Genomic DNA, 21,177 nt, shown 5'->3' on the forward strand with positions numbered 1-21,177 from the left:
AGATTGTGCGATGCAGAAGCCTGGCGCTTCCCCCCGTATTCCGACCGTTCGGGACGTTCTATTGGCCCCGGTGGATCTCGGCATGGTCCTGAAATGGCAGCGACCGCAGCCGGCGCCCTACACACCTCCGCCGGGCGGCGGCGCCCGGGTTCAAGTGCGTTCATACGACGTCGTGGAGAACAACCTGGGGGTCCGGCTGCCTCCGGCGCTGGAAAGGCTGCTCCCCGACCACGCCTATGTCGAATACGACGACGGACGCGAACGGTTCATTGCCCGCGGCGGCCCCTCCGCTCAAGGCAAGGCGTTCGTTGATAACGCGCGGAACGGAACCTTGAGGGTCCAGGGCGGGGTCGAACCCGCTGCGCAGAGCGTCGATAACAACAAGGGGACCAAGGTCCTCGACACGACGTTCCTCCCGGGAAGGACGGCGAACGAGGCCGCCCAGCCGGCGCGAGACTATACCCGTAGAGTCAACCAAGGGCAGAACCTCTACGGCGCGACGACGAATTCGAACAGCTTCGCCTTCGGCGCAGCCGAGAGCTCTACGGGGCGTCGAAGCCGTCATCCGGAGGCGTGGGGTCACGATACGCGTCTGGGCGACGGACGCTTGGCGCCGGACATTCAGCGATCTCGGGAGATCCTCGGGCCGGGGCTCGGTTCGACGAAGCTCGGCAGAGTGCTGAGCAAGATGGCGGAAGACGTCGACGGGCGGTTGCCGATCTTCCTCAACATGAGGGGCTATTGAGGCGGCGAGGACCGAGAGGCCGACATGGCGCCCAGCACCGCAATAACAAGCATCGCAACCCCGCCAAGTCCGACCCAGGCCAGGAGAAACAGCATCCACATCGCCCAAATGAGGACGGCGACATCGAGGTCGACGTCCCAAGTCAGGATGAGTGTGAGAAGCCCCAGGATCGCCGGCAGCACCGAAAACCAAGTCACGATACGCAAGGCGAGACGTTTGCGCGGTTGATCGTCGAGATGGCCTCGGACGGCCCAGGAGAGCGCGAGAACTTCTGGGAGGAAGAGCCCGACGATGCCGGACATCAAAACAGCCGTGCTCATTTCGCCAAATGGATCTGTGATCCTGGGAGCGAGGGCCAAGGTTGCGTGGAGGACGATCAAGGCCAGGGGCAACCAGTAGCGATTCAACAGGCATCTCCTACGGGTTAGGAAGTTCTATATTTGTTCCCGACTTGCGCCTCGGTCAAGATTGTTCCGCTGCTGATGCTCCGCCCCTGGCGAGTGCGCCGATGCGGAGTGCTGGCCGCCCCTGGGCTGCCGCGACGTTTCAGGAGAACACCATGACAATGAAGGAAAGCCGGCCCCGGAATTCTCGGGGCGGCGTGCACGGCCTGTTGGCGACGCCGCTCGAAATGGCGATGGTCGACCGGTGGCAAAAGAGCGATGGACCACAGGTTGAGCGCGACCGGCCTGGCCGCTGGGACATCGCCGATAAGATCGCCCGCGGTCGCCAGATCGCCGACGACGAGTTGAAACGCCACGCCGGACATCACAACAATCTCGGAGACGCCCGCCGTCACGCCGAATGGTCCAGGCGAATGACGACGGAGATCGGGCCGGTCTTCTCGGCCGCCGCCGGTCTGCAGCATGAGCTGCAGGGCTTGTGGGAGGGGCAGCCCCTCGGTGAAGCCGCGATGGACATGCGCAACAATATCGAAGGCATTCGCGCCGGCTTGGCCGGGCGCGCCGTGGATGAGGAGCGTCTGGTCGATCAACCCGGTTTCCGAAGAGCATACGGCCGACCCGGGCATAGAAGCTCCCGCTAGCTTTGCTCTATTGATGTTCTCCTATTGTTCCTTATAGTGCAGGTTGCATTCGAGGAGAGAACGTGTGGCGACGAGCGGGCCTAGAATTTGGAGAGGTTGGGTCTGGCTGAGGCGGGGCGCTCTCCTCCTGGCCGGCATCATCATCGGCGGGTTCCTTGCGCAGTCCAGCCGCTGGGAGGCGCCGCAACTGATCGCCGCCGTGGATGGCCAGGCGGTCTCCCGGCACGGGGGAAGCCGGATCGTTCTCTCCCACCGTAAGGGGGAGTGGGTCCAGACCTGCAACCAGGCCTGCGACGACATCGCCCTGCGCGCCTGGCCGGGAGAGGATCTGGTCAAGATCGGCGTGATCGACGCGCAGGGCCGGTCGCTCCTGGAGGAGAAGCGATACGTGACCTCCGGCCTGACGACGGAGGTCGCGCTTGGCGGCGAAGAGAAACTCACCCTCAAGGCCAGGCGCTAAGCCCGGCGCGCGAGCCAAAATGTTCGCACTTTGTTCTTGACGTTTCGTCCGGATTTTGAGAGAATTTCACTATTGAGCGGAGGTGCGCCCGGGCGTGCTTCCGCCAGGGCCGGATCGCCGGCGCGACCTTTTCAGAGCTGACCTGGAGCACGATGTGGTCAGATGGAGCCATCTGACCGTTGAATCGTGCTCCAGATTCAAAAGTTTAAGCGCGTTCTCATCGCAAAACCGGGAACCACTTTTGCGGAACGCGCTCCAATCTGCGGTCTCGGCGCTGCGGCGTCGGGGCGCGCTTGGCCCTTCGAGCGGCCGCAATCCGAGGAAGACATGCAAACCCAAGACGCGACCGAACTGGCCGCGCGCGAGATGCTGCGCGCCGATCCCGAACTGGCCGAGGCCGAAGCCGCCGTCGAGGCGGCCGAGCCGGCCGAGAGCGAGGAAGACGCCGTCGAGATCGAGCACGACGGGCGCTTCTATCGCATCCCGGCGGCCCTGAAGGGGGCGTTCCTGATGAACGCCGACTACACCCGCAAGACCCAGGACCTGGCCGAGCACCGGCGGACCCTGGAGGCCCAGCGGCGCAATTTCGAGCGCAACGCCGAGCTGGTCCACGCCACCGCCGCCGATCGGGCGCGGCTGGCCCTGCTGGACGAGCAGCTGGCGGACTTCGAAGGCATGGACTGGGAGGCTTTCGCCGACCAGGACCCGCGCAGCGCCGAGGCGCTGTGGGCGCGGTATCGGCAACTGGCCGAGGGCCGGGAACGCTATGCCTGGAGTCTGGCGCGGCTGGAAGACGAAAGCCGCCTCGCCGCCGAGCGGGACCTGGCCGAGCAGATGGCCGAGACCGGCCGGGTGCTGGCCCGCGAGATCGACGGCTGGTCCCCGGAGGTCGCCGCCAAGCTGGTGGAATACGCCGCCGCCTTCGGCGTGACGCTGGAGGAACTGCGCCAGGTGGCCGACCCCCGCCTGTGGAAGATCCTGCACAAGGCTCATCTGGGCGAGCAGATCGCCAAGGAGCGCGAGGCCGCCAAGCAGGCCGCCCAGGTGCAGGCCGTACGTCCCGCGGCCCAGGTCGGCGGCGGCCAGGGCGGCGGCGCGGCCGTTCGCGACGAGCTGGGCACCAAGGAATGGATGCGCCGGCGCAACGAGCAGGCCACGCGGGGGCGCTGAAGATAGGCCAGGGACTGGACGAGGTGGTCGTCTCCAGGCCTCATTCAAACTTGGCGGTCCGCCGTGTCGCCGCCGTCAATCCGGAGTTCTAACGCGGTCAAGGTGCGGCCCTGGTCGGAGGAAAACCGCTACAGGTCGCAGAGCGAAGGCCGGGTCGAGGGGCGGACCGCCCACGGCAAGATCCTGGTCACGCTGGAAGATCCGTTCCCCGCCTATGCCTATAGGGAGCCTGGCGGTTGATCGACGTGCTCGAGATGATCGTGCTCGAACCCTGAACCAGCCCCTTCGTCCGCCGAGCCGAGGCGGCGTGCACGCCCCCAGAGAGGACGGTTCTGCTGAGGTCGCTCCACCCCTGCAAAGGCGAGGCCCCCCTTTACTTTACGCGCCCCGACCAACCGCCGACGGCGTCGGGCCGCGCTTTCCTTGCGCCTATTCGATCTGGCCACCCGCCAGGACATCGAGCTTGCGCGCGCTCCCATCCATCCGGCTGCGGGCCGCGCCGATGCGCGCCCGCGCCTCATCCGAAAGGATATCGATGTCCAATACGCTTCTTTCCCCCACGGCGGTGACCCGCGAGGCGCTGCGCGTGCTGCATCAGAAACTGAACTTCGTCGGCTCCATCAGCCGCGAATACGACGAGAGCTTCGCTCGCCAGGGCGCCAAGGTGGGCGACACCCTGAAGGTGCGGCTGCCGAACCAGTACACGGTGCGCACGGGCGCGCCGCTGGCCGCCCAGGACACCACGGAAACCAGCGTGGAGCTGAAGGTCCAGACCCAGAAGGGCGTGGATCTGAACTTCACCTCGGTGGACCTGACGCTCTCGCTGGACGACTTCTCCGAGCGGATCCTGGAACCGGCCATGAGCGTGCTGGCGGCCCACATCGAGGCCGACGCCATGAACATGTACAAGGACGTCTACAACCAGGTGAACAACCACGGGCAGCCGGCGACCTTCAAGAAGATCCTGGATGGCCGGAAGGTGCTGGTGGACAATCTGGCGCCGCTGGCCGGGCGGACCTGCAACCTGAACACCACCGACAATGTCGACCTGGTGGACGCGCTGAAGGGCCTGTTCAACGACCGAGCCAACATCTCGCGGCAGTATCGCGAGGGCTTCATGGGCCGCACCGCCGGATTCGACTTCATGGAGAACACCCTGTGGCCGGCGCACCTGCGCGGGGCGGCGAACGGCGCCTATACGACCAGCACCCAGGTCGGCGCTCTGCCGGTGACCGCCAATCCAGTCAGCGCGATCACCGTGGCGGCCGGCGCCGGCGGCGTGGCCGCGGGCGAGGTGTTCACCATCGCCGGCGTGTTCCGGGTGCATCCGGAGACCAAGCAGTCCACCGGCGTGCTGCAGCAGTTCGTCTGCCCCGGCGGCTATGCCGGCGGCGCGGGCTCGATGACCATCTCGCCGGCCATCGTGCTGGCGGGGCCCGCCCAGAACGTGGTCATCCCTGCGCCGAGCAGCGCGGCGGCGATCACCTTCGCCGGGACCGCCTCGACGCCGCACGGGATTTCGCTCGGCTATCACAAGAGCGCCTTCGCCTTCGCCACGGCCGATATGGTGATGCCGCGCGGCGTCGACTTCGCGGCCCGCGAGGTGTTCGACGGGATCTCGATGCGGATCGTGCGTCAGTACGACATCAACAACGACAAGTTCCCGTGCCGGCTGGACGTGCTCTACGGCTACAAGACGCTGCGGCCCCAGCTGGCCGTGCGCTACGCCAACAACTGACGGCGGGGCCGCTCTTCGGGGCGGCCCTTTTTCTTTCCGACAATCGACGGCGGCGCAGATGGCTCTTTCCAACTACGCCCAGCTGCAGGCGGCCGTGGCCGACTGGCTGGAGCGCGCGGACCTTGCGGTCCGCATCCCCGACTTCATTCGCCTGGCCGAAGCCCAGATGAACCGGTCGCTGCGGCTGAACCGGATGATCCGCCGGGCCGAGGCGGAGATCGACGCGGCCCGTTTCGGTCTGCCGGCGGATTTCCTGGAGGCGATCACGCTGAAGCTCTCCGATGGAGAGGCGAGCTGGACGCTCCAGCCCGCGCCGCCGGAGGTGGTCGAGCGGCGGTCGGCGCAGAACGCGCGCGGGCGGCCCCGATACTGGAGCCTGGCCGGGAACGAAATTCGATGCGAACCCGCGCCGGAGCGGCCATTCGCGGCCGAGCTGACCTACTATGCGCGGATTCCAAGCCTTTCCGACGCAGGCCCCTCCAACTGGATTCTGGCGGAGCATCCCGACGCCTATCTGTTCGGCGCGCTGAAGGAAGCTGCGCCGTTCCTGCGCGACGCCGAGGCGACCGCGGCCTTCGAGGCCAAGCACCAGGCGGCTCTGGCCGCTTTGCGGGCGGCCGAGCGAACGGCCGCCGGCCCGCTGCGGACGGAGGATGGCCTCCGATCCATTTCCGCCCTCTGAGCCATCAACGGAGACCCCATGGCGGCCTTCAATAAATTCAACGCTTTCGTCGAGCATCTTGCCGAGAAGGTTCACAATCTCCAGGGCGACAGCCTCAAGATCCTGCTGACCAACCTGGCGCCTCAAGCGAGCCAAGCGACCCGCAGCCAATTGACCGAAGTCGCACCGGGCGCGGGCTACGCCGCCGGTGGCCAGGCCGCGGTCGTCCTCGGTTCCGGAGAGAGCGCGGGGATCTACAAGCTGACCCTGGCCGACGTCGTGTTCACCGCTGCGGGCGGCTCGATCGGCCCTTTCCGCTACGCCGTGCTCTACAACGATACGCCCACCTCGCCCGCCGACCCGCTGATCGGCTGGTACGACTATGGCTCATCCATAACCCTCGCCGATGGCGAGACCTTCACGGTGGACTTCGACGCCGTGAACGGCGCCCTGACCCTGGCCTGACGCGGACCAGACCGTCATGAGCCGGCGCGAGCATTATGCGGCGGCGACGCCGGGAGAAACCACGACCACCTCCACCGCCTGGAGCGAGGCGGCGCGGCTGACCTTCACGCCGGGCGTGGGAAAGACATATGTCGTCTTCTGGTCCGTCGAGGCGGCCAACAAGGGAAACACGACGACCGACGTGCGCCTGCGGGTGGCGGTGGACGGCGCGAGTGCGGTCGAGGCCAACATCGAGAGCCGCTCGACGCTGGAATACCCGTCCTATGCCGGGTTCTTCCCGATAGCGGGCGACGGAGCGGCCAAGGCCGTGACGATCGAGGTGGCCGCCGAGGCGGCGGGCGTGAACGTCGCCGCCCGCAACGGGAATCTCGTGGCGCTGGCCCTGACCGGGCAGGACGTCTACGCGGAGAGCCTGGGCCGGACGGCCGTGACCAGCAACGCCTTCACCACCGTGGTGAGCGCGACCTGGAATCCGCCCGCGGGGGACTGTCTGATCCTCGCCTCGTGCCTGACCGACAATTTCGCCACGACGGCGCCCGTCTACGGTCGTCTGGAGTTCGACGGTGCGGCGACACCCGACACGGGTGCGGGGCATGCGGAGGTCGCCGCCGGGCAGGCGAGCGTGGTTCCGCTGGGGATGATCTGGCGGCGCACCGTAACGGCGGAAGGCGCGAAGACCGCCGCCTGGCGGGTGCGCGCCCATACCAGCAACAACGAGATCGGCTCGACCGACAACCGGCTGCTGATCCTGGACCTCTCCGGTTTCGACCAAGCCTTCTATGGCGAAATCGCCGACGCCCATCATGCGGGAACCGAGGCGAGCTTCACGCCGGCCCTGACCGTCTCCGGATCTGCGAGCGGCAATCCGCATCTGGTGCTGGCGGCCTGGAGCATCGCGGCGCTCAACAACAGCCTGATGATGGAGACGCGGCTGGTCGAGGACGAGACGCCGATCGGCCTGAGCCCGAAGCGCACCTTTTCCGCCCTGTTCGAGCGCGGCGCCTTCCAGGGCGTCGTGGCGTTGCGGACTGGGATCGGGCCAGGCGTCAGGACCTGGTCCGTCGAGCGGCGGTCCGACGGGACCAACACCGCCGCGGTGCGGATGGGTTCGGCGCTGGCGGCGTTGGACCTGGGGGCGGACGCGGAAGCCTACGCCTTGGCTGCCGAGAGCGCGGATCTGGCCCTCGGCGGCGGGACGGCGCATCTGAGCCGAGGTTATTCGGGGCCGGCCTCCACAAGCGCGTGGAGCCTCACGGCGGCGCCGGCGAAGCTGGAGGCGCGGCGCGTTCTGCGAACCTCCGCCGCCGCGCTGGCTCTGACCCCCTGGCCGGCCGGCCTCGCGGCTCGAGGGGACTCAGCCTGGACCCCGCCGCCGTCTCCCGATGCGACCGCCTGGCTTCCGGTCGGCGGCCCGCTCACGGCCTGGACGCCAGCCCCCGCCGCAGCCGCCGCAAACTGGAGCTGACCCATGCTCGTCGCCGGATCCGACCTGCCGCCGGAAATGCGGCCGTTCGCGCTCGCGCTCGTCGAGGCCATCAAGGCCCTGCAGACGCCGCAGGCCCCGACCCCGCTCTACGCCTGCGCGACAGCCGATCTGCCGCCGCCCGGCCGCTGGCCGCGGCATGCGGTGTTCGACACGACCCTGAAGGTCCTCGTCGTCTCGGACGGCGGGGCCTGGATCCGCCAAGACACCGGAGAACCTGTCTGATGCCCTCCTCCTACACGCCGCGCCTGCGCCTGGAACAGCAGGCCGCCGGCGAGAACCTGAACACCTGGGGCGCGCCCAAGCTGAACAACGTGATCGGCCGGATCGACTTCGCCGTCGCCGGCTGGACCGTGAAGACGCTGACCGGCGATGTGACCCTGACCAGCTCCAACACCGGCGACGACGAGGCCCGTGCGGCCGTGCTGAAGTTCACCGGGGCAGGGACCTTCACCGTGACCGTGCCCAGCGTGGAGAAGGTCTACAAGGTCTGGAACGGCTGCACCGGCGACCTGACCGTGACGACGGGGGCCGGCGCAAGCGCGACCCTGGGGCCGGGCGAGATCGCCACGGTCCTGTGCGACGGGGTGAACGTGGCGCCGGAGGGCGCCGGCGGCGTGTCGATCCGCGCCTATGCCGAAGGGCTGGCCTTCGCCCAGGTCGACCTGCCCGCCCAGGCCGGCAATGCGGGCAAGTTCATCCACACCGACGGATCGGCGGCGTCCTGGAAACAGGTCGTCACCGGCGACATCGGCGACTACGCCGCCGACCAGGCCGCCCGAGCCGAGGCGCAATCCGAAACCCTCAAAGCCTTCGCCATCGCCGCGGCGGTGGCGCTCTAGGAGCCAGACATGCCCGTGACCCCGAACTCGATCATCACCCCGCAGACCCCGCGCACCGGCACGGCGGTCCTGACGACGGCGTCCACCGACATCGATGATGCGCCCAGCGCGTCGGTTCTCCTGACGATGGCGGGCGAGAACGGCGCGCGCGTGACGCGGATCCGCGCCGCGCCGCGCGCGACGGTGACCGCTACCAACCTCCTGCTCTACCTTTCGAAGGACGGCGGAGAGACCCAGCGGCTGGTCGATTCCCGCCTCATGGCCGCCCACACGGTCTCCAACACCACCGAAATCCCGAGGACCGACTTCGGATACTCGGACGGCAACCCCCTGATCTTGGAGGCGGGTGATCGCCTCTATGCGGCGGCGACGGTGGCGTCGGCGGCGGGGATCGTGGTTGCAGCTGAGTGGGCGGATTACTGATGGTGAAAAAGGGTCTTGCTGGATTCAAAGGTCAAGGAATGCTCGTCGGGCGGACGAGTTTCCCAAAACTTATAGCGACAGTAATCCAGGATCGTTCGCACGAATACACCACTCCGCTCTCCGGATCATACAATGCAAGTGAAGATCTTGTGGCAGACGTGTTTGCATACGGCGGCGGTGCGGCTGGTTCTGCTGAAAGTGCATTGTCATTTGGGGGTGGCGGCGGCGCAGCGGGACACAGTCGCCTCCTACTAGCAAGGGGGCAAACGATTTCTTGGACCGTAGGTGTAGGGGGAAGAACCGTAGGACCGGTAAGCGGAAGTGGATGGGACGGGGGAGACACTATCGTCCGCATTGATGGAGTCGTGCACGGAATAGCCCAGGGTGGTCGTCGTCCAAATGGTGCTCCGGCGCCACGCAGCTCGGCTTCCGGATTTCAGGTCAATCGATACGGGGGCGGAAGCGGTGAACGAGGTGAGCAAGGTATTATCGGTCCATTCGGAAATAATGTGATTTTCGGAGGAAGTGCGGGAGGGTTTGGGGATTTATTTGGAATAAATAGTAGTAGTGTTGGAAATCAGTTTAATAACAGCCCTCCGAATGTAGCTCCCTATGGTTCTGGCGGGCGTTGTGGTTCAGATACTGGGTATTCGGCATATGGAGGGAGCGGGTTATTAGTTTGTTTTATGTATAGATTTGGATAGATCTATATTGTGTAGCCATACCTAGAAAGGTATGGAAAATCGGCTATTGTTCGTGGCCTGCGCTCTCCTGGGATTGCTGCATTCATCTCCCAATCTGGCTGCCGCTTTTCCGATGGCGCGGCAAAAATACTAATATCCCCCCTGAGCTTCTCGGGTTGCGACCCTCGAAGAGGTGTTGGGGTAACGAAAGGCGTGTAAAACCAATATGTTGAATACCCTAATGAATTCATAGTTGCTAACACGCTCGCGTTATTTGGCGTATCTGTAGAGCTTTCTATTATCCAATATGGTCTCAATTTCCTGAGGATCTCCCTTGATCCTTTAATGACATTTAACTCATAACCCTCTACGTCTACCTTAATGACGGAAGTTCTCGGGGGGGTGATGCGGTCTAGTGTTAGCATCATTACCGGTTCTCTAGCGTAGGCCTCCGGGAGGCCAAATCCAGAGGTCCCCAGATTTCCGCTCTCAAATAACGGCATTACCGGAAATCTGGAAATGCATTCCTTATCCCCTATGGCGGCGTGTAGAACGGATACATTGTACATTCTGTTATTTAGGGCGTTTGCCGCAAGAAGATTTGCAAATCCTCTATTTGCTTCTATGGCAAGAACCATGCTTGCCCTTCGGGAAACCGGTAGAGCAATCGCTCCAATATTTGCCCCAACGTCTACAAATATTCCATTTCCAACTATGTCTAATATGAAATCTGTCTCTACCTTAGCGAACTCGCCGTAATCTAGAATTGAGGCTCCTACCCCGCTATCTCCCGGTGGGACGAGAAATTGAATTCCATATGCCTCGGCTGTCTTTAGCATACTATTTTTTACTTATTGTCCAAACAATGAGGAAGTAGAATGCGTATATCTTTGGATCTTCCTCCGGGACTTCGCGGCGATGACACCGCATACACGGCGGCCGGCGAGTGGGGCGATGCATCGAACATTCGCTTCTGGTTGGGAAGGCCTCAAGTCATTGGTGGTTGGGAGAGCATGTCCGACACCCCTCTCCCCGGCGTCTGCCGCACCGTGTTCCAATGGACGGACAAGGCCGCCGCGCTGACGGCGGCGTTCGGGACGCATTCGGCGCTGATGGTCTGGCGCTCCGGTGAGCTGGCCGACGTCACGCCCGTAGGCTTGGCCGAAGGGCCGGTGGACGGCGCCGGGGGCGCTGGGTTCGGGACGGGGGCTTATTCCACCGGAGGTTATTCGCAGCCCTCGACCGCCGATTACTTCCCGCGGACCTGGGCCCTGGCGGCCTGGGGGGAGAACCTGTTGGCTTCGCCGCGGGGCGGCCGGCTCTATCGCTGGATGAACGACACCGCGGTCGCTGCGGTCGAAGTGGACGGCGCGCCGCAGCAGATCTCGCACATGCTCGTGGCGCCGACCGACCAGGTGTTCGCCCTGGGCTGCAACGAGGAAGCCTCCGGCGTCTACAATCCGCTGTGCATCCGCCATTCTGGCGTACGCGACCTGGAGAGCTGGACGACCAGCCCCTCGACCACGGCGCGAGAATACATCCTGCCGGGCGGCGGTCGGATCGTGGCCGGGCGCGTCATCGGTCCGCATCTTTTGATCTGGACGACCCATGCCCTCTTCCTAGGCCAGTTCGTCGGTTCCGTCAGCCAGCCGTGGAAGTTCGAACGCGTGGCCGCCAATTGCGGCCTGATCGGGCCGAACGCCGCCGTGGTGGCGGGGCAGGCGGCCTTCTGGCTCGGCCCGGACCTACAGTTCCGCCGCTATGGTCTGGGCGGCGGGGTCGAAATCCTGCCGTGCCCGATCCAGGACGATATGGCGGACAATATCGCGGCCAGCCAGGGCGATAAGGTGACGGCCTCGACGATCAGCGCCTTCAACGAGGTGCGGTTCGACTATCCCGACGCCCGGGAGGGTACGGAGAACTCGCGCTACCTCGCCGTTTCGCTGCAGGACGGCGCGTGGTCACGGGGGCGTATGGATCGAACGGCGTTCGTGGACGCCGGGCCCTCGCAGCATCCGATCGGCGTCGACGCGGGCGGCCGCGTCTATTGGCACGAGCGCGGCAAGTCGGCGGACGGCGCAGCCTTCAGCTGGTTCATCGAGACCGCCGACCAGTATCTGGACGAGAACGCAAACCTGATGACGCTGGGCGTCTGGCCCGACATCGCCGACCAGGAAGGCGGGGTTTCGCTGACAATCACGAGCCGCCAGACGCCACAGGGTGAGGCGCGGACCTTCGGGCCCTATCCGATGGCGCCGGGGCAGTCGAAGGTGGATTTCCGCGCCTCCGGTCGACTGTTCCGCCTTCGGTTCTCCGGGCGGACCGCGCCGACCGCCGCGCGCATCGGCAAGCCGGTGTTCAAGGTGGTGTTCGCCGGCGAGCGGTGATGTCCGTAGCCGAAGGGCGCGGCACGCAACTCCAGATCGCGGCGGCTCCCACCGTCCTGACGCGGTGAAGTCGATCGGCGAGCGCCGGGAGGCGCAGCTTTGGCGGAGCGGCGAGCCGCTCCGGTCATGCAGATCGAACGTATCCGCAGGCGCGACTGCCGCTGTTGCGGCTCGCCGACGGAGACGAACATGAACTGAGACGGCGGCGGAAGCCAAAGGGCGGCCTTGGCTTCCACCGCGCCGTCGCCGTCGGCCGTCCGGGGTGGCCGTCCAACATCACAAACGATCGCGCGGGTGATCGAGAAGGAGCTTTGACATGAGTTTCAACTTCGGCGGAAACCGTGAAAAGACCACGAGCAGCAGTACGGAGAAATCCTGGCGTACGACGACGCCGGTGCTGCCGGACTGGATTGCGAACGCCACTCAGGACTATGCGGGACGGATCGGCAATCTCGGGCAGATCGATCCGAACCGCCTGGTTTCGCCGACCAGCGCGCTCGAGAACCGGGCGGCGGCCATGGCGGGCGGCCTGACTGGCCTGCCCTGGAATTTCGATCGCGCCGCCGACGTGTTCCGGGCCGGCACGGGGGCGCCGGCGCATCAGGGGGAAGCCCAGAGCCTGCTGACGGGCCTGGAGAAATACTACAATCCCTTCCACCAGCAGGTGACTGACGCCGCGACGGCCGATTTCGACGCCGCGGCGGGGGCGACGCGGGCGGCCCAGGACTTGGCTCTGGCGCGGGAAGGGGCCTTCGGCGGCTCGGGCGCGGCGATCACCAAGGCTTTGACCGAGGGCGAGCTGTCGCGGGCGCGCAACACCCAGATCTCGAATCTCCTGTCGCAGATGTTCACCACCAGCGCCGGGCTGTCTGCCGACGACGCCAATCGGCGGCAGAGCGCCAGCTTCGAGAACGCCCGCCTGCGGTCTGAGCAAGAGGATCGGAAGCTGCGTGCGGCCCAGGGGCTCGTGGACCTGTCGACGGCGATGGACGCCAACACCCGGGCCAATGTGGCGGCCCAGGCGGAGATGGGCGGAACCCTGCGCGGCGTCGACGATGCGCGGGCCAGGGCGCCGATCGACCTGCTCACCGCGCAGCTGGGGCTGTTCGGGAATCTGCCGCTGGAATTGTTCCGGGGCGAAACGACGAACAGCGAGACGAACTCGACGGGATCTCAGACCCGGCGGGGGACGAACTGGGGCCTCAGCGTGGATCTCGAGAAATTGCTAGCCTGAGGGAAGGCGAAATGATTACGCGAGCTTCAGATCCGTATCCTGAAACCGTCGCCGAACGAAACGCCCTGCACGAGGCGCAGGTGCTGACCCTGCGCCAGATCGGCGACAATCTGGCAGCCCAGACGAAGCGGCTGGAGAGCCTGACCGCGAAGCTCGACGACGTGCGCGAGCGCCTTGTGCGGTTGGAGGCCCAGGAGGCGGGCAAGCTGGTGGACGCCCTCCGGGGCGAGCTGAAGGGCGCGCTGGCGCGGATCGACGCACTCGAGGCCGAGCGGGATCGGGTGGCCGGCGTCGCCGCGCTCGGAAGCTGGATCTCGCGCTATGCGCCCTGGCTGGTCGCGGGCGCGGCGGCGTTCCTGGCAGGTCTCGGCCTGCGGATGCCAGACGCGCGCTGAGCTCTGCTCCCGAACACGAGAAGCAAAGGAGGCGGCCATGGCGACGTGGTTATCGCCGCACTTCACCCTGGAAGAGCTGACGGCGACCCAGCAGCGCGGCCTGGACAACACGCCCTCGGCGCAAGTGACGGCGAACCTGCGGGCCACGGCGGAGCGGATGGAGGCGGTGCGCGAACTATTGGGCGGGCATCCGATCCTTGTGTCCAGCGGCTATCGCTCTCCAGCGGTGAACCGGGCGGTGGGCGGGGCTGTGCGGAGCGCGCATTTGACCGGACAGGCCGTCGACTTCGTGTGTCACCGGTTTGGAACGCCCAAGGCGATCTGCCGCAAACTTGCGGACTCCCCTCTCGCCTTCGACCAGCTCATCGAGGAAGGGACCTGGGTGCACGTGTCGTTCGATCCCCGCCTGCGCCGCCAGGTCCTGACCAAGGCGCGGGGCGGAGGCTATCACACGGGCCTTCGCTGACGGGTCTCCGCCGCCGTTCACGGGCCGGAACTTGGGCGTGCGAAGGAGGAGAAGAGTGGTGCCGCCGGGCAGGATTGAACTGCCGACCTCAGCCTTACCAAGGATGCGCTCTACCACTGAGCTACGGCGGCGAAAAGGCGAGGCGGGGGCTATAGCCAAAGCCGGAGCCCGCGTGAAGCCCCAAATATGCGTAAAGCGCGCTTGATGGCGGAGGCGCCTCGCCGCACTCTGATTCTCATGAGCGATAAGACCAAGTCCGCACCGTCGGATCGCGAAGCGCGCCTGGCGGAGGCTCTGCGCGCCAACCTCCGTCGTCGCAAGGAGCTGAGCGCTCCGCCGCCGGAACCGCGCAAGGGCAGGGACCAGGCTTCCTGAGGCGCCGCGGCTTTGCGACGGCGCGCCCCCGCGCTAGATAGCCCGAAAGGGCCGCATCGCGGAGATCGCCGCGCAGAGCGCCTGTTCCGAGGAATCTCATTTGGATCGCATCGCCATTTCAGGCGGCGCGCAGCTTGAGGGTGTGATCCCGATCAGCGGCGCCAAGAATTCGGCCATCAAGCTTATGGCCGCCAGCCTGCTGACCGACGAACCCCTGCGGCTGACGAACATGCCGCGCCTGGCCGACACCCGCTTTCTCGCCCGGTTGCTGGAGCGGCTGGGGGTGGAAGTGGTCGAGCAGGATGGGCCGGAGGGCCCGGAAACCGTGCTCCATGCGCCAGAGATCGTCAGCGCCATCGCGCCGTACGATCTGGTCCGGCAGATGCGCGCCTCGTTCAACGTGCTGGGGCCGCTGGTGGCGCGGACCGGGCAGGCGAAGGTCTCGCTTCCCGGCGGCTGCACCATTGGGGCGCGGCCGGTGGATCTGCATCTCGAGGCGTTGCGCGCCCTGGGTGCGACGATCGACCTGCACGAAGGCTATGTCTATGCGCAGGCTCCGCGGGGCCTGACCGGCGCGGAGATCGCCTTTCCATTCGTCTCGGTCGGGGCGACCGAGCACGCCATGCTGGCCGCCGTGTTGGCGAAGGGCGAGACGGTGCTGTCCAACGCCGCCTGTGAGCCGGAGCTGGCCGACCTGGCCGACTGCCTCAATGCGATGGGTGCGAAGGTTTCGGGGGCGGGGACGCCCATCGTACGCATCCAGGGCGTAGACAGGCTGCACGGAACGGATCACGCCGTGATGCCCGACCGAATAGAGACCGGCACCTTCGCCCTGGCGGCTGCAATGACCGGCGGCGAGGTTCGCCTGACTGGGACTCGCAGCGAACTGATCGACACCCTGCTCGACAAGATGATCGAGGCGGGCGTGGAGGTGCGGCGACACGAGGATGGATTGACCGTCAAACGGAACGGATCGCGCCTGAGAGCCGTAGAGGTGACCACCGATCCCTATCCCGGCTTCGCCACCGACTTGCAGGCGCAGTTCATGGCGTTGATGACTCTCGCGGAGGGAGAAAGCGTGATCCGCGAAACCATTTTCGAGAACCGCTTCATGCATGCGCCGGAATTGATGCGCCTGGGCGCCGACATCTCGGTTTCCGGCGGCGAGGCCCGGGTGCGGGGCGTGCCCGCCCTGGACGGGGCGCCGGTGATGGCGACGGACCTGCGGGCCTCCGTGAGCCTGGTGATCGCAGGCCTAGCCGCGCGGGGCGAGACTCTGGTGAGCCGGGTCTATCACCTGGACCGTGGGTTTGAACGCCTGGAGGAGAAGCTGGGCGGTTGCGGTGCGAAGGTCCGCCGCATCCCTGGAAACGGCGAAGTGGAGGCGTGATGGTGGCTGATACTCCTTCGCAACGCCTACGCCTGCTGGCCGAAGACGCCGACGACCTGGCGGTGATCTCGGCGGCGCTGCAGGATGCCGTCGGCAAGGTCGGGGACATCGCCTTCGAACCTGGGGCGCGGCGGCTGACGCTGGCGCTGAACCGCTATCGGTGGGAAGGCCGGGGCGGCGAACGGGTGCGTTGCGCCCTGCAGATCGGTTCGGTGCTGAAAGTGCAGACGCGGCGAATCCGGCGCGGCGCCAAGGAGGCGGTGGTCGAACTGCTGGCGCTGACCTTCGAGCCGGACGAATCGCCCGGCGGGGTCGTTGTCATGCAGTTCGCCGGCGGCGGCGACCTGCGGGCGGAGGTGGAGTGCGTCGACGCTGTGCTGGCCGACATCTCCGATCCCTGGCCGACGCCGCGGGTTCCCAAGCACCAAGCCTGACGGGCCATAGCCAGGGCGGCGGGCGGCCGCTACATAGCGCCCATGCGCCGGTTCACCTTCTCCGATCCCGATTTCGAGGCCGTATTTGGGGCCTTCGCCGACGAGAGGCGCGATACGCCGGAAGACGTGGACGCGATCGTGCGCGAGGTGCTGACGGCGGTCCGGGCCGAGGGGCTGCCGGCGGTGTTGCGGTTCGCGCGGGAGTTCGACCGCGCCGAGCTGGACGAGGCCACGATTCGCGTCTCCGAGGATGAGATCGAGGAGGGCGCGGCGCGCTGCCCGCAGGATGTCAAAGACGCCATCGCATTCGCCGCTCGGCGGATCCGCGCCTATCACGAGCGCCAGCGTCCCGCCGACGCCCGATTCATCGACGAGGCCGGGGTCGAGCTGGGCTGGCGATGGACGCCGCTGGAAGCCGTCGGGATCTACGTGCCGGGGGGGCGGGCGGCCTATCCCTCGACCGTTCTGATGAACGCGGTGCCGGCGGCGGCTGCAGGCGTGGAGCGCATCGCCATGGTGACGCCGCCCGGGCGGTTGCAGCCGGCGGTGCTGGCGGCGGCGAAGGCGGCGGGTGTGAGCGAAATCTGGCGGGTCGGCGGCGCCCAGGCCGTGGCGGCGTTGGCCTACGGCGCCGGACCGATCCGGCCGGTGGACAAGATCGTGGGGCCGGGCAACGCCTTCGTCACGGCCGCAAAGCGCCGGGTCTATGGAACCGTGGGCATCGACGCCCTGGCCGGGCCTTCGGAAATCGTGGTGGTGGCGGACGCGGCCAACGATCCAGCCTGGATCGCGGCGGACCTGCTCTCCCAGGCCGAGCATGATCCGGCGGCCCAGGCCATCCTGATCACTGACAGCTCCGACTTCGCCGCCGCGGTCGAAGCCGAGGTGGCGGCCCAGTTGGAGACGCTGGCGACCGGCGAGGCTGCGGCGGCTTCCTGGCGGGACCATGGCGCGATGATCGTCGCGCCTCTGGTAGAGGCGCCGCGGCTGGTGGATCGCCTGGCGCCGGAACATGTGGAGTTCGCCGTCGAGGCGCCGAGCGTGCTGGCGGACCAAGTCCGGCACGCCGGCGCGATCTTCCTGGGACGGCACGCGCCGGAAGCGATCGGCGACTATGTGGCGGGGTCGAACCACGTCCTGCCGACCAGCCGGGCGGCGCGGTTCTCCTCCGGCCTTTCTCTCTACGACTTCATCAAGCGGACCTCGATCATCAACTGCGACGAGGCCGCGTTCCGCACGCTGGGACCTCCGACCGTGGCGCTGGCCGAGGCCGAGGGATTGCCGGCCCACGCTCGATCGGCGGCGATCCGGCTGGGGCGGAACTAGGCGGCGGACGCGGCGATGGTGGCGAGGCAAGGGCCGGCCGCACCGACAGACCCGCCGGCCGGGGCCACGGCTGCTGAACAGATCCTGGAAGGCGTGCGCCAGTCGTGGCGAGCCGTTTCCGGCCTCGATCCGCGCGACCTCCTGTTCAACCTCGTGCTTTCGGGCGTCTGCCTGGCAGCCGCATACGGCCTGATCTGGACCTTACGCCGGCTGTCCGATGCCTGGCTCCGGCGGCTGGACGCCGAGGCCAGTTCGGAGACAAAGAAGCGGGATACGCCTCAGGTCGCCGGGCTGACCTGGCTCTTGTTGCGCCTGTCGATCATCGTCGGCGCCCTGGTCCTGGTCGCCCGCATCTGGGGCGTGGACCTGTTCGCCCGGCTCGCCGGCGGAGCCGGGGCGGGCCTGCTACGCGCCGTCCTCGTGACGATCCTGGCCGTCGGCGTCGTCGAGATCGCCGGCTTCCTCATCGACCGCCTGATGGGCGGGCTGGCGCGGCGGAGCCGCAGCGCGCGCCGGGCGGCTCAGATCCGGACCCTGGGACCGTTGATCCGCGGCAGCGTGCAGGCCGTGCTGGCCGTCGTGGCGGCCCTGACCTTCCTCTCCGAGATCGGGGTGTCGGTGGGGCCTCTGCTGGCCAGCGCCGGCGTGGTGGGGGTTGCGGTCGGCTTCGGCTCCCAGACTCTGGTGAAGGACTTCCTCACCGGGCTTTTCCTGGTCGCCGAGGATGTCGTGTCGGTTGGCGACAATGTCCGCATCGGGTCGGTCGGCGGTACCGTGGAAGCCATGACCTTGCGGACCATCCGCCTTCGAGACCTCGACGGCACGCTGCATATCTTCCCCTATTCCGAAGCCCAGGTGATCCATAACCGGACGGCTTCCTACTCGTCCTATGTCGCCGACGTGATGGTGACCTATGGGACGGACGTGGATCGGGCGCTCGCAGTCATGGGCGAGGTCGGCGAGGCGTTGCGGAGGAGCCCCGAATTCTCACGCCGGATCACCCAGCCGATCGAGGTCATGGGGGTGGAGCGGCTGGACCCTCAGGGCGTTCTGCTGCGCGCGCGCGCCACCACTCGGCCAAGGGACCAGTGGGTCGTCGGCCGGGAATACAACCGCCGGCTCAAGCTGGCGTTCGAGGCTGAGGGCATCGGCCTAGCCTATCGTCCGATCGGGCCGCCGGCGCCCTCGGCGCCCAGCCGCTCGTCGGCGGGCCCGAAGGCGGCGCCTCGCCCCGCCGAAGACGACGCGGAAAGCTGAACAATTCCTGTCAAACCAGGCCCAGAGGGCGTTCAGGATCGGGTCGCTAGGGTGGTCGTCATCGGGGCTGCGAGGCCTCGGGACGAAACCTAGACGGAGACCATGCCATGCGCACCTTCAACACTTCCAAGCTGCTGCGCGGCGCGGCCGTGGCGACGCTGACCGGCGCGCTCGCGGCGGGCGCCGTCTCGACCGCCAACGCCCAGGCCTATCGTACGCCCACAGGCGGCGGCCTCGGCTCCATCGTCAGCTGCGACGCCCCTGGCGGAAAGCAGGCGGGCGGCGCGATCATCGGCGCCCTGGTGGGCGCTGCGGCGGGCTCCAACCTCGCCAAGAACGACCGCGGAACGGGCACCGCCATCGGCGCCGCGGTGGGCGCGGCCACCGGCTCCTATGTGGGCTGCAAGATGCAGCGCGACCAGCAGGCGCAAGGCGCCTATTACGGCGGCGCGCCCGCCTACGCCCAGCCGGCGACATATGCTCACGGCGGCTATCGGCTGAGCGGTCATTTGGCGCCGGCGAGGTTCGTCCGCGACGGCGGGACCTTCGTGGCGACCACGAACCTCAACCTTCGGGCCGCTCCGACCACGAACGCCGCGCGGGTCGGTACGCTGCGGCCGGGCGAAGCCTTCCAGGCCCTGGCGCGTGTCAGCGGCACCGAGTGGATCCTGGTTGGACGTGACGGCGTCGGCGTCGGCTATGTCCACGGCGCCTACGTGACCCCCGCAGGCTACCGCTACGCCAGCTATGGCTACTAAGGCGGGACCTTTTTCCGTTGCGGCCCCCGGCGCTCCGGCGCCGGGGGCTTTTTCGTTCGACGGCTTCCTGTGCGGGGCAGGATGACGTTAGGGGGTGGTTTGCAATAAACCTCGCCGCAGTCCGCTCCAGATCACGCCCAGATGGCCGAACCCGACCGCAAGACCCAGCGCCTCCAGTCCGTGGAGATCGACGAGGAATCGCTCGCCGCGGTCTCGCGCGACCAGGAACAGGAGCGGCAGATCGCCATCTACGATCTTCTGGAGGAGAATTATTTCGCGCCCGAAGGCGGCGACGGCGGGCCCTACGACCTTCGGATGGGCCTTCTGGAGAACCGGCTGGTGCTTGACGTGCGCGGCCCGAGCTACGAGCGCCGGCACATCCTCTCGCTCTCGCCGTTTCGCATGCTGATCAAGGACTACTTCCTGATCTGCGAGAGCTACTACCAAGCCATCCGCAACTCGACGCCCCAGCAGATCGAGGCCTTGGACATGGGGCGGCGCGGGCTCCACAACGAAGCTTCGCAACTGCTTCAGCAGCGCCTGGCTGGAAAGATCGAAACCGATCTCGACACCGCCCGGCGCCTTTTCACCCTGATCTGCGCCTTGCACTGGCGAGGGTAGGATGGGGGAGTCCGGCAAGCCGCCCCTGCCCGGGGCGGTGCTGTTCGCCTGCAATTACAATCTCGTCCGGTCTCCCATGGCCGAGGCGCTGCTGCGGCGCGCGTGGGGCGATCGCATCTTCGTTGACAGCTGCGGCCTCAAACCGGCGCCGGAGGGCCTGGACGACGGCGCCGATCCCTTCGTCCAGGCTGTCATGGCGGAAATCTCCTGCGACCTCTCCGACCATCGGCCTAAGACTTTCGAGGAGCTGGAGGACGAGTCCTTCGACCTGATCATCTCCTTGACGCCGGAGGCGCAGCACCGCGCCGTCGAACTGACGCGGGGCCGGGCCGCCGAGATCGAATACTGGCCGATCCTCGATCCGACCCTCACGGAGGGAGCGCGGGAGGTTCGGCTCGCCGCCTATCGCGAGGTGCGCGACACCCTGGCGTCGCGAATCGCCGAACGGTTTGCTTGAGAGCCGTGGGCGGAGGATCGCCAAAGCCTTATCGACCATGCTAGGGGCGCTGCGCTATACTTGCGCGTCTTTCGACGGCTCGCGCCTGACCGGGATCGCGGGCCGTTCGCGTATCGAACGCTATCTGGGAGCCTGCATGGCTAAGGAAGAGCCTTTGGAGTTTCCGGGCACGGTCAGTGAAGTCCTGCCCAATGCGACTTTCCGCGTGAAGCTCGAGAACGACCACGAAATCATCGCTCACACCGCCGGCAAGATGCGGAAGAACCGAATCCGCGTCTCGGCGGGCGACAAGGTGCTGGTCGAGATGACGCCCTACGACCTGACCAAGGGCCGCATCACCTTCCGCGTCCGATAGAGGGCGC

General features: G+C 66.8%; 26 protein-coding genes and 1 tRNA gene. 24 read left to right on the plus strand and 3 right to left on the minus strand.

Annotation, left to right across the window (positions count from 1 at the left end; translation table 11 throughout):
• Positions 1–10: 10 nt before the first annotated feature.
• Positions 11–745, plus strand: coding sequence for a hypothetical protein (locus ACK41C_RS12760; protein ID WP_409654846.1), 735 nt, complete (start codon positions 11–13; stop codon positions 743–745).
• Here the strand turns inward: ACK41C_RS12760 and ACK41C_RS12765 are convergent.
• Positions 739–1,152 carry a hypothetical protein gene (locus tag ACK41C_RS12765; RefSeq protein WP_409654849.1) on the minus strand — a complete coding sequence of 138 codons (414 nt, stop codon included), beginning with the start codon at positions 1,150–1,152 and terminating at the stop codon, positions 739–741. The two genes, ACK41C_RS12760 and ACK41C_RS12765, sit on opposite strands and share 7 nt — an antisense overlap.
• Positions 1,153–1,310: 158 nt before the next feature.
• On the opposite strand from ACK41C_RS12765, the gene ACK41C_RS12770 reads away from it, so the two are divergent.
• The 11 genes from ACK41C_RS12770 (at position 1,311) to ACK41C_RS12820 (ending at position 9,032) form a co-directional block, all read left to right on the plus strand.
• On the plus strand, positions 1,311–1,790 hold the full coding sequence (locus tag ACK41C_RS12770) for a DUF6973 domain-containing protein (RefSeq protein WP_409654851.1): 480 nt from the start codon (positions 1,311–1,313) through the stop codon (positions 1,788–1,790).
• A 64-nt stretch (positions 1,791–1,854) separates the two neighbouring features.
• Positions 1,855–2,250 (plus strand): hypothetical protein, encoded by a 396-nt coding sequence (locus ACK41C_RS12775; protein ID WP_409654854.1) that lies wholly within the window; start codon positions 1,855–1,857, stop codon positions 2,248–2,250.
• A gap of 327 nt (positions 2,251–2,577) precedes the next feature.
• Positions 2,578–3,420, plus strand: a complete 843-nt coding sequence (locus ACK41C_RS12780; protein WP_409654857.1) for a hypothetical protein — start codon at positions 2,578–2,580, stop codon at positions 3,418–3,420.
• Positions 3,421–3,522: 102 nt separating this feature from the next.
• Complete coding sequence (locus ACK41C_RS12785) at positions 3,523–3,660, plus strand: hypothetical protein (RefSeq protein ID WP_409654859.1); 138 nt, start codon at positions 3,523–3,525, stop codon at positions 3,658–3,660.
• A gap of 295 nt (positions 3,661–3,955) precedes the next feature.
• Complete coding sequence (locus tag ACK41C_RS12790) at positions 3,956–5,158, plus strand: P22 phage major capsid protein family protein (RefSeq protein WP_409654862.1); 1,203 nt, start codon at positions 3,956–3,958, stop codon at positions 5,156–5,158.
• Positions 5,159–5,216: 58 nt separating this feature from the next.
• Complete coding sequence (locus ACK41C_RS12795) at positions 5,217–5,840, plus strand: hypothetical protein (protein WP_409654865.1); 624 nt, start codon at positions 5,217–5,219, stop codon at positions 5,838–5,840.
• An 18-nt stretch (positions 5,841–5,858) separates the two neighbouring features.
• Positions 5,859–6,284: a hypothetical protein gene (locus tag ACK41C_RS12800; RefSeq protein ID WP_409654868.1), complete on the plus strand. Its 426-nt coding sequence runs from the start codon at positions 5,859–5,861 to the stop codon at positions 6,282–6,284.
• Between the two features lie 16 nt (positions 6,285–6,300).
• Positions 6,301–7,749 carry a hypothetical protein gene (locus ACK41C_RS12805; protein ID WP_409654870.1) on the plus strand — a complete coding sequence of 483 codons (1,449 nt, stop codon included), beginning with the start codon at positions 6,301–6,303 and terminating at the stop codon, positions 7,747–7,749.
• Positions 7,750–7,752: 3 nt separating this feature from the next.
• Positions 7,753–7,992 carry a hypothetical protein gene (locus ACK41C_RS12810; protein ID WP_409654873.1) on the plus strand — a complete coding sequence of 80 codons (240 nt, stop codon included), beginning with the start codon at positions 7,753–7,755 and terminating at the stop codon, positions 7,990–7,992.
• Positions 7,992–8,609, plus strand: coding sequence for a hypothetical protein (locus ACK41C_RS12815; RefSeq protein WP_409654875.1), 618 nt, complete (start codon positions 7,992–7,994; stop codon positions 8,607–8,609). Before ACK41C_RS12810 ends, ACK41C_RS12815 begins: the two co-directional genes overlap by 1 nt.
• Before the next feature lie 9 nt (positions 8,610–8,618).
• Positions 8,619–9,032, plus strand: a complete 414-nt coding sequence (locus tag ACK41C_RS12820; RefSeq protein ID WP_409654877.1) for a hypothetical protein — start codon at positions 8,619–8,621, stop codon at positions 9,030–9,032.
• 706 nt (positions 9,033–9,738) lie between these two features.
• Here the strand turns inward: ACK41C_RS12820 and ACK41C_RS12825 are convergent.
• Positions 9,739–10,554, minus strand: a complete 816-nt coding sequence (locus ACK41C_RS12825; RefSeq protein WP_409654880.1) for an FkbM family methyltransferase — start codon at positions 10,552–10,554, stop codon at positions 9,739–9,741.
• Between the two features lie 174 nt (positions 10,555–10,728).
• On the opposite strand from ACK41C_RS12825, the gene ACK41C_RS12830 reads away from it, so the two are divergent.
• The 4 genes from ACK41C_RS12830 (at position 10,729) to ACK41C_RS12845 (ending at position 14,197) form a co-directional block, all read left to right on the plus strand.
• Positions 10,729–12,102, plus strand: coding sequence for a hypothetical protein (locus ACK41C_RS12830; protein WP_409654882.1), 1,374 nt, complete (start codon positions 10,729–10,731; stop codon positions 12,100–12,102).
• A gap of 316 nt (positions 12,103–12,418) precedes the next feature.
• Complete coding sequence (locus ACK41C_RS12835; RefSeq protein WP_409654885.1) at positions 12,419–13,336, plus strand: hypothetical protein; 918 nt, start codon at positions 12,419–12,421, stop codon at positions 13,334–13,336.
• Between the two features lie 11 nt (positions 13,337–13,347).
• Positions 13,348–13,731 (plus strand): hypothetical protein, encoded by a 384-nt coding sequence (locus ACK41C_RS12840; RefSeq protein WP_409654888.1) that lies wholly within the window; start codon positions 13,348–13,350, stop codon positions 13,729–13,731.
• 37 nt (positions 13,732–13,768) lie between these two features.
• Positions 13,769–14,197, plus strand: coding sequence for a D-Ala-D-Ala carboxypeptidase family metallohydrolase (locus ACK41C_RS12845; protein ID WP_409654891.1), 429 nt, complete (start codon positions 13,769–13,771; stop codon positions 14,195–14,197).
• A gap of 56 nt (positions 14,198–14,253) precedes the next feature.
• Here the strand turns inward: ACK41C_RS12845 and ACK41C_RS12850 are convergent.
• Positions 14,254–14,328: transfer RNA gene (locus ACK41C_RS12850), tRNA-Thr, on the minus strand.
• Positions 14,329–14,672: 344 nt separating this feature from the next.
• Between ACK41C_RS12850 and murA the strand changes: the two genes are divergently transcribed.
• The 8 genes from murA (at position 14,673) to infA (ending at position 21,170) form a co-directional block, all read left to right on the plus strand.
• Positions 14,673–15,962, plus strand: coding sequence for a UDP-N-acetylglucosamine 1-carboxyvinyltransferase (murA, locus tag ACK41C_RS12855; protein WP_409654893.1), 1,290 nt, complete (start codon positions 14,673–14,675; stop codon positions 15,960–15,962).
• Positions 15,962–16,396 (plus strand): DUF2948 family protein, encoded by a 435-nt coding sequence (locus ACK41C_RS12860; RefSeq protein WP_409654896.1) that lies wholly within the window; start codon positions 15,962–15,964, stop codon positions 16,394–16,396. Before murA ends, ACK41C_RS12860 begins: the two co-directional genes overlap by 1 nt.
• Positions 16,397–16,438: 42 nt before the next feature.
• A complete protein-coding gene (gene hisD / locus ACK41C_RS12865) occupies positions 16,439–17,722 on the plus strand; it encodes a histidinol dehydrogenase (protein ID WP_409654899.1) in 1,284 nt (427 codons plus the stop codon).
• A 15-nt stretch (positions 17,723–17,737) separates the two neighbouring features.
• On the plus strand, positions 17,738–18,979 hold the full coding sequence (locus tag ACK41C_RS12870; protein ID WP_409654901.1) for a mechanosensitive ion channel family protein: 1,242 nt from the start codon (positions 17,738–17,740) through the stop codon (positions 18,977–18,979).
• 107 nt (positions 18,980–19,086) lie between these two features.
• Positions 19,087–19,737, plus strand: a complete 651-nt coding sequence (locus ACK41C_RS12875; RefSeq protein WP_409654904.1) for an SH3 domain-containing protein — start codon at positions 19,087–19,089, stop codon at positions 19,735–19,737.
• Between the two features lie 141 nt (positions 19,738–19,878).
• Positions 19,879–20,358: a UPF0262 family protein gene (locus ACK41C_RS12880; protein ID WP_409654907.1), complete on the plus strand. Its 480-nt coding sequence runs from the start codon at positions 19,879–19,881 to the stop codon at positions 20,356–20,358.
• A gap of 1 nt (position 20,359) precedes the next feature.
• Entirely contained in the window at positions 20,360–20,815 is a 456-nt protein-coding gene (locus ACK41C_RS12885; RefSeq protein WP_409654909.1) for a low molecular weight phosphatase family protein, read from the plus strand.
• Between the two features lie 136 nt (positions 20,816–20,951).
• Entirely contained in the window at positions 20,952–21,170 is a 219-nt protein-coding gene (infA, locus tag ACK41C_RS12890) for a translation initiation factor IF-1 (protein ID WP_409654912.1), read from the plus strand.
• The last annotated feature ends 7 nt before the right edge of the window (positions 21,171–21,177 follow it).

This window comes from Phenylobacterium sp., from assembly GCF_046290725.1.
Taxonomy (GTDB): Bacteria; Pseudomonadota; Alphaproteobacteria; order Caulobacterales; family Caulobacteraceae; genus Phenylobacterium.

What these genes read in the sequence shown, in the direction of transcription:
- ACK41C_RS12800 (WP_409654868.1), top strand. Translation starts at nt 5,859, where the DNA reads ATGGCGGCCTTCAATAAATTCAACGCTTTCGTCGAGCATCTTGCCGAG.
- ACK41C_RS12790 (WP_409654862.1), top strand. Translation starts at nt 3,956, where the DNA reads ATGTCCAATACGCTTCTTTCCCCCACGGCGGTGACCCGCGAGGCGCTG.
- hisD (WP_409654899.1), top strand. Translation starts at nt 16,439, where the DNA reads ATGCGCCGGTTCACCTTCTCCGATCCCGATTTCGAGGCCGTATTTGGG.
- ACK41C_RS12885 (WP_409654909.1), top strand. Translation starts at nt 20,360, where the DNA reads ATGGGGGAGTCCGGCAAGCCGCCCCTGCCCGGGGCGGTGCTGTTCGCC.
- ACK41C_RS12860 (WP_409654896.1), top strand. Translation starts at nt 15,962, where the DNA reads ATGGTGGCTGATACTCCTTCGCAACGCCTACGCCTGCTGGCCGAAGAC.
- ACK41C_RS12875 (WP_409654904.1), top strand. Translation starts at nt 19,087, where the DNA reads ATGCGCACCTTCAACACTTCCAAGCTGCTGCGCGGCGCGGCCGTGGCG.
- ACK41C_RS12770 (WP_409654851.1), top strand. Translation starts at nt 1,311, where the DNA reads ATGAAGGAAAGCCGGCCCCGGAATTCTCGGGGCGGCGTGCACGGCCTG.
- ACK41C_RS12810 (WP_409654873.1), top strand. Translation starts at nt 7,753, where the DNA reads ATGCTCGTCGCCGGATCCGACCTGCCGCCGGAAATGCGGCCGTTCGCG.
- ACK41C_RS12835 (WP_409654885.1), top strand. Translation starts at nt 12,419, where the DNA reads ATGAGTTTCAACTTCGGCGGAAACCGTGAAAAGACCACGAGCAGCAGT.
- ACK41C_RS12845 (WP_409654891.1), top strand. Translation starts at nt 13,769, where the DNA reads ATGGCGACGTGGTTATCGCCGCACTTCACCCTGGAAGAGCTGACGGCG.
- ACK41C_RS12815 (WP_409654875.1), top strand. Translation starts at nt 7,992, where the DNA reads ATGCCCTCCTCCTACACGCCGCGCCTGCGCCTGGAACAGCAGGCCGCC.
- ACK41C_RS12870 (WP_409654901.1), top strand. Translation starts at nt 17,738, where the DNA reads ATGGTGGCGAGGCAAGGGCCGGCCGCACCGACAGACCCGCCGGCCGGG.
- ACK41C_RS12760 (WP_409654846.1), top strand. Translation starts at nt 11, where the DNA reads ATGCAGAAGCCTGGCGCTTCCCCCCGTATTCCGACCGTTCGGGACGTT.
- ACK41C_RS12880 (WP_409654907.1), top strand. Translation starts at nt 19,879, where the DNA reads ATGGCCGAACCCGACCGCAAGACCCAGCGCCTCCAGTCCGTGGAGATC.
- ACK41C_RS12795 (WP_409654865.1), top strand. Translation starts at nt 5,217, where the DNA reads ATGGCTCTTTCCAACTACGCCCAGCTGCAGGCGGCCGTGGCCGACTGG.
- ACK41C_RS12825 (WP_409654880.1), bottom strand. Translation starts at nt 10,554, where the DNA reads ATGCTAAAGACAGCCGAGGCATATGGAATTCAATTTCTCGTCCCACCG.
- ACK41C_RS12830 (WP_409654882.1), top strand. Translation starts at nt 10,729, where the DNA reads ATGTCCGACACCCCTCTCCCCGGCGTCTGCCGCACCGTGTTCCAATGG.
- ACK41C_RS12840 (WP_409654888.1), top strand. Translation starts at nt 13,348, where the DNA reads ATGATTACGCGAGCTTCAGATCCGTATCCTGAAACCGTCGCCGAACGA.
- infA (WP_409654912.1), top strand. Translation starts at nt 20,952, where the DNA reads ATGGCTAAGGAAGAGCCTTTGGAGTTTCCGGGCACGGTCAGTGAAGTC.
- ACK41C_RS12780 (WP_409654857.1), top strand. Translation starts at nt 2,578, where the DNA reads ATGCAAACCCAAGACGCGACCGAACTGGCCGCGCGCGAGATGCTGCGC.
- ACK41C_RS12820 (WP_409654877.1), top strand. Translation starts at nt 8,619, where the DNA reads ATGCCCGTGACCCCGAACTCGATCATCACCCCGCAGACCCCGCGCACC.
- ACK41C_RS12805 (WP_409654870.1), top strand. Translation starts at nt 6,301, where the DNA reads ATGAGCCGGCGCGAGCATTATGCGGCGGCGACGCCGGGAGAAACCACG.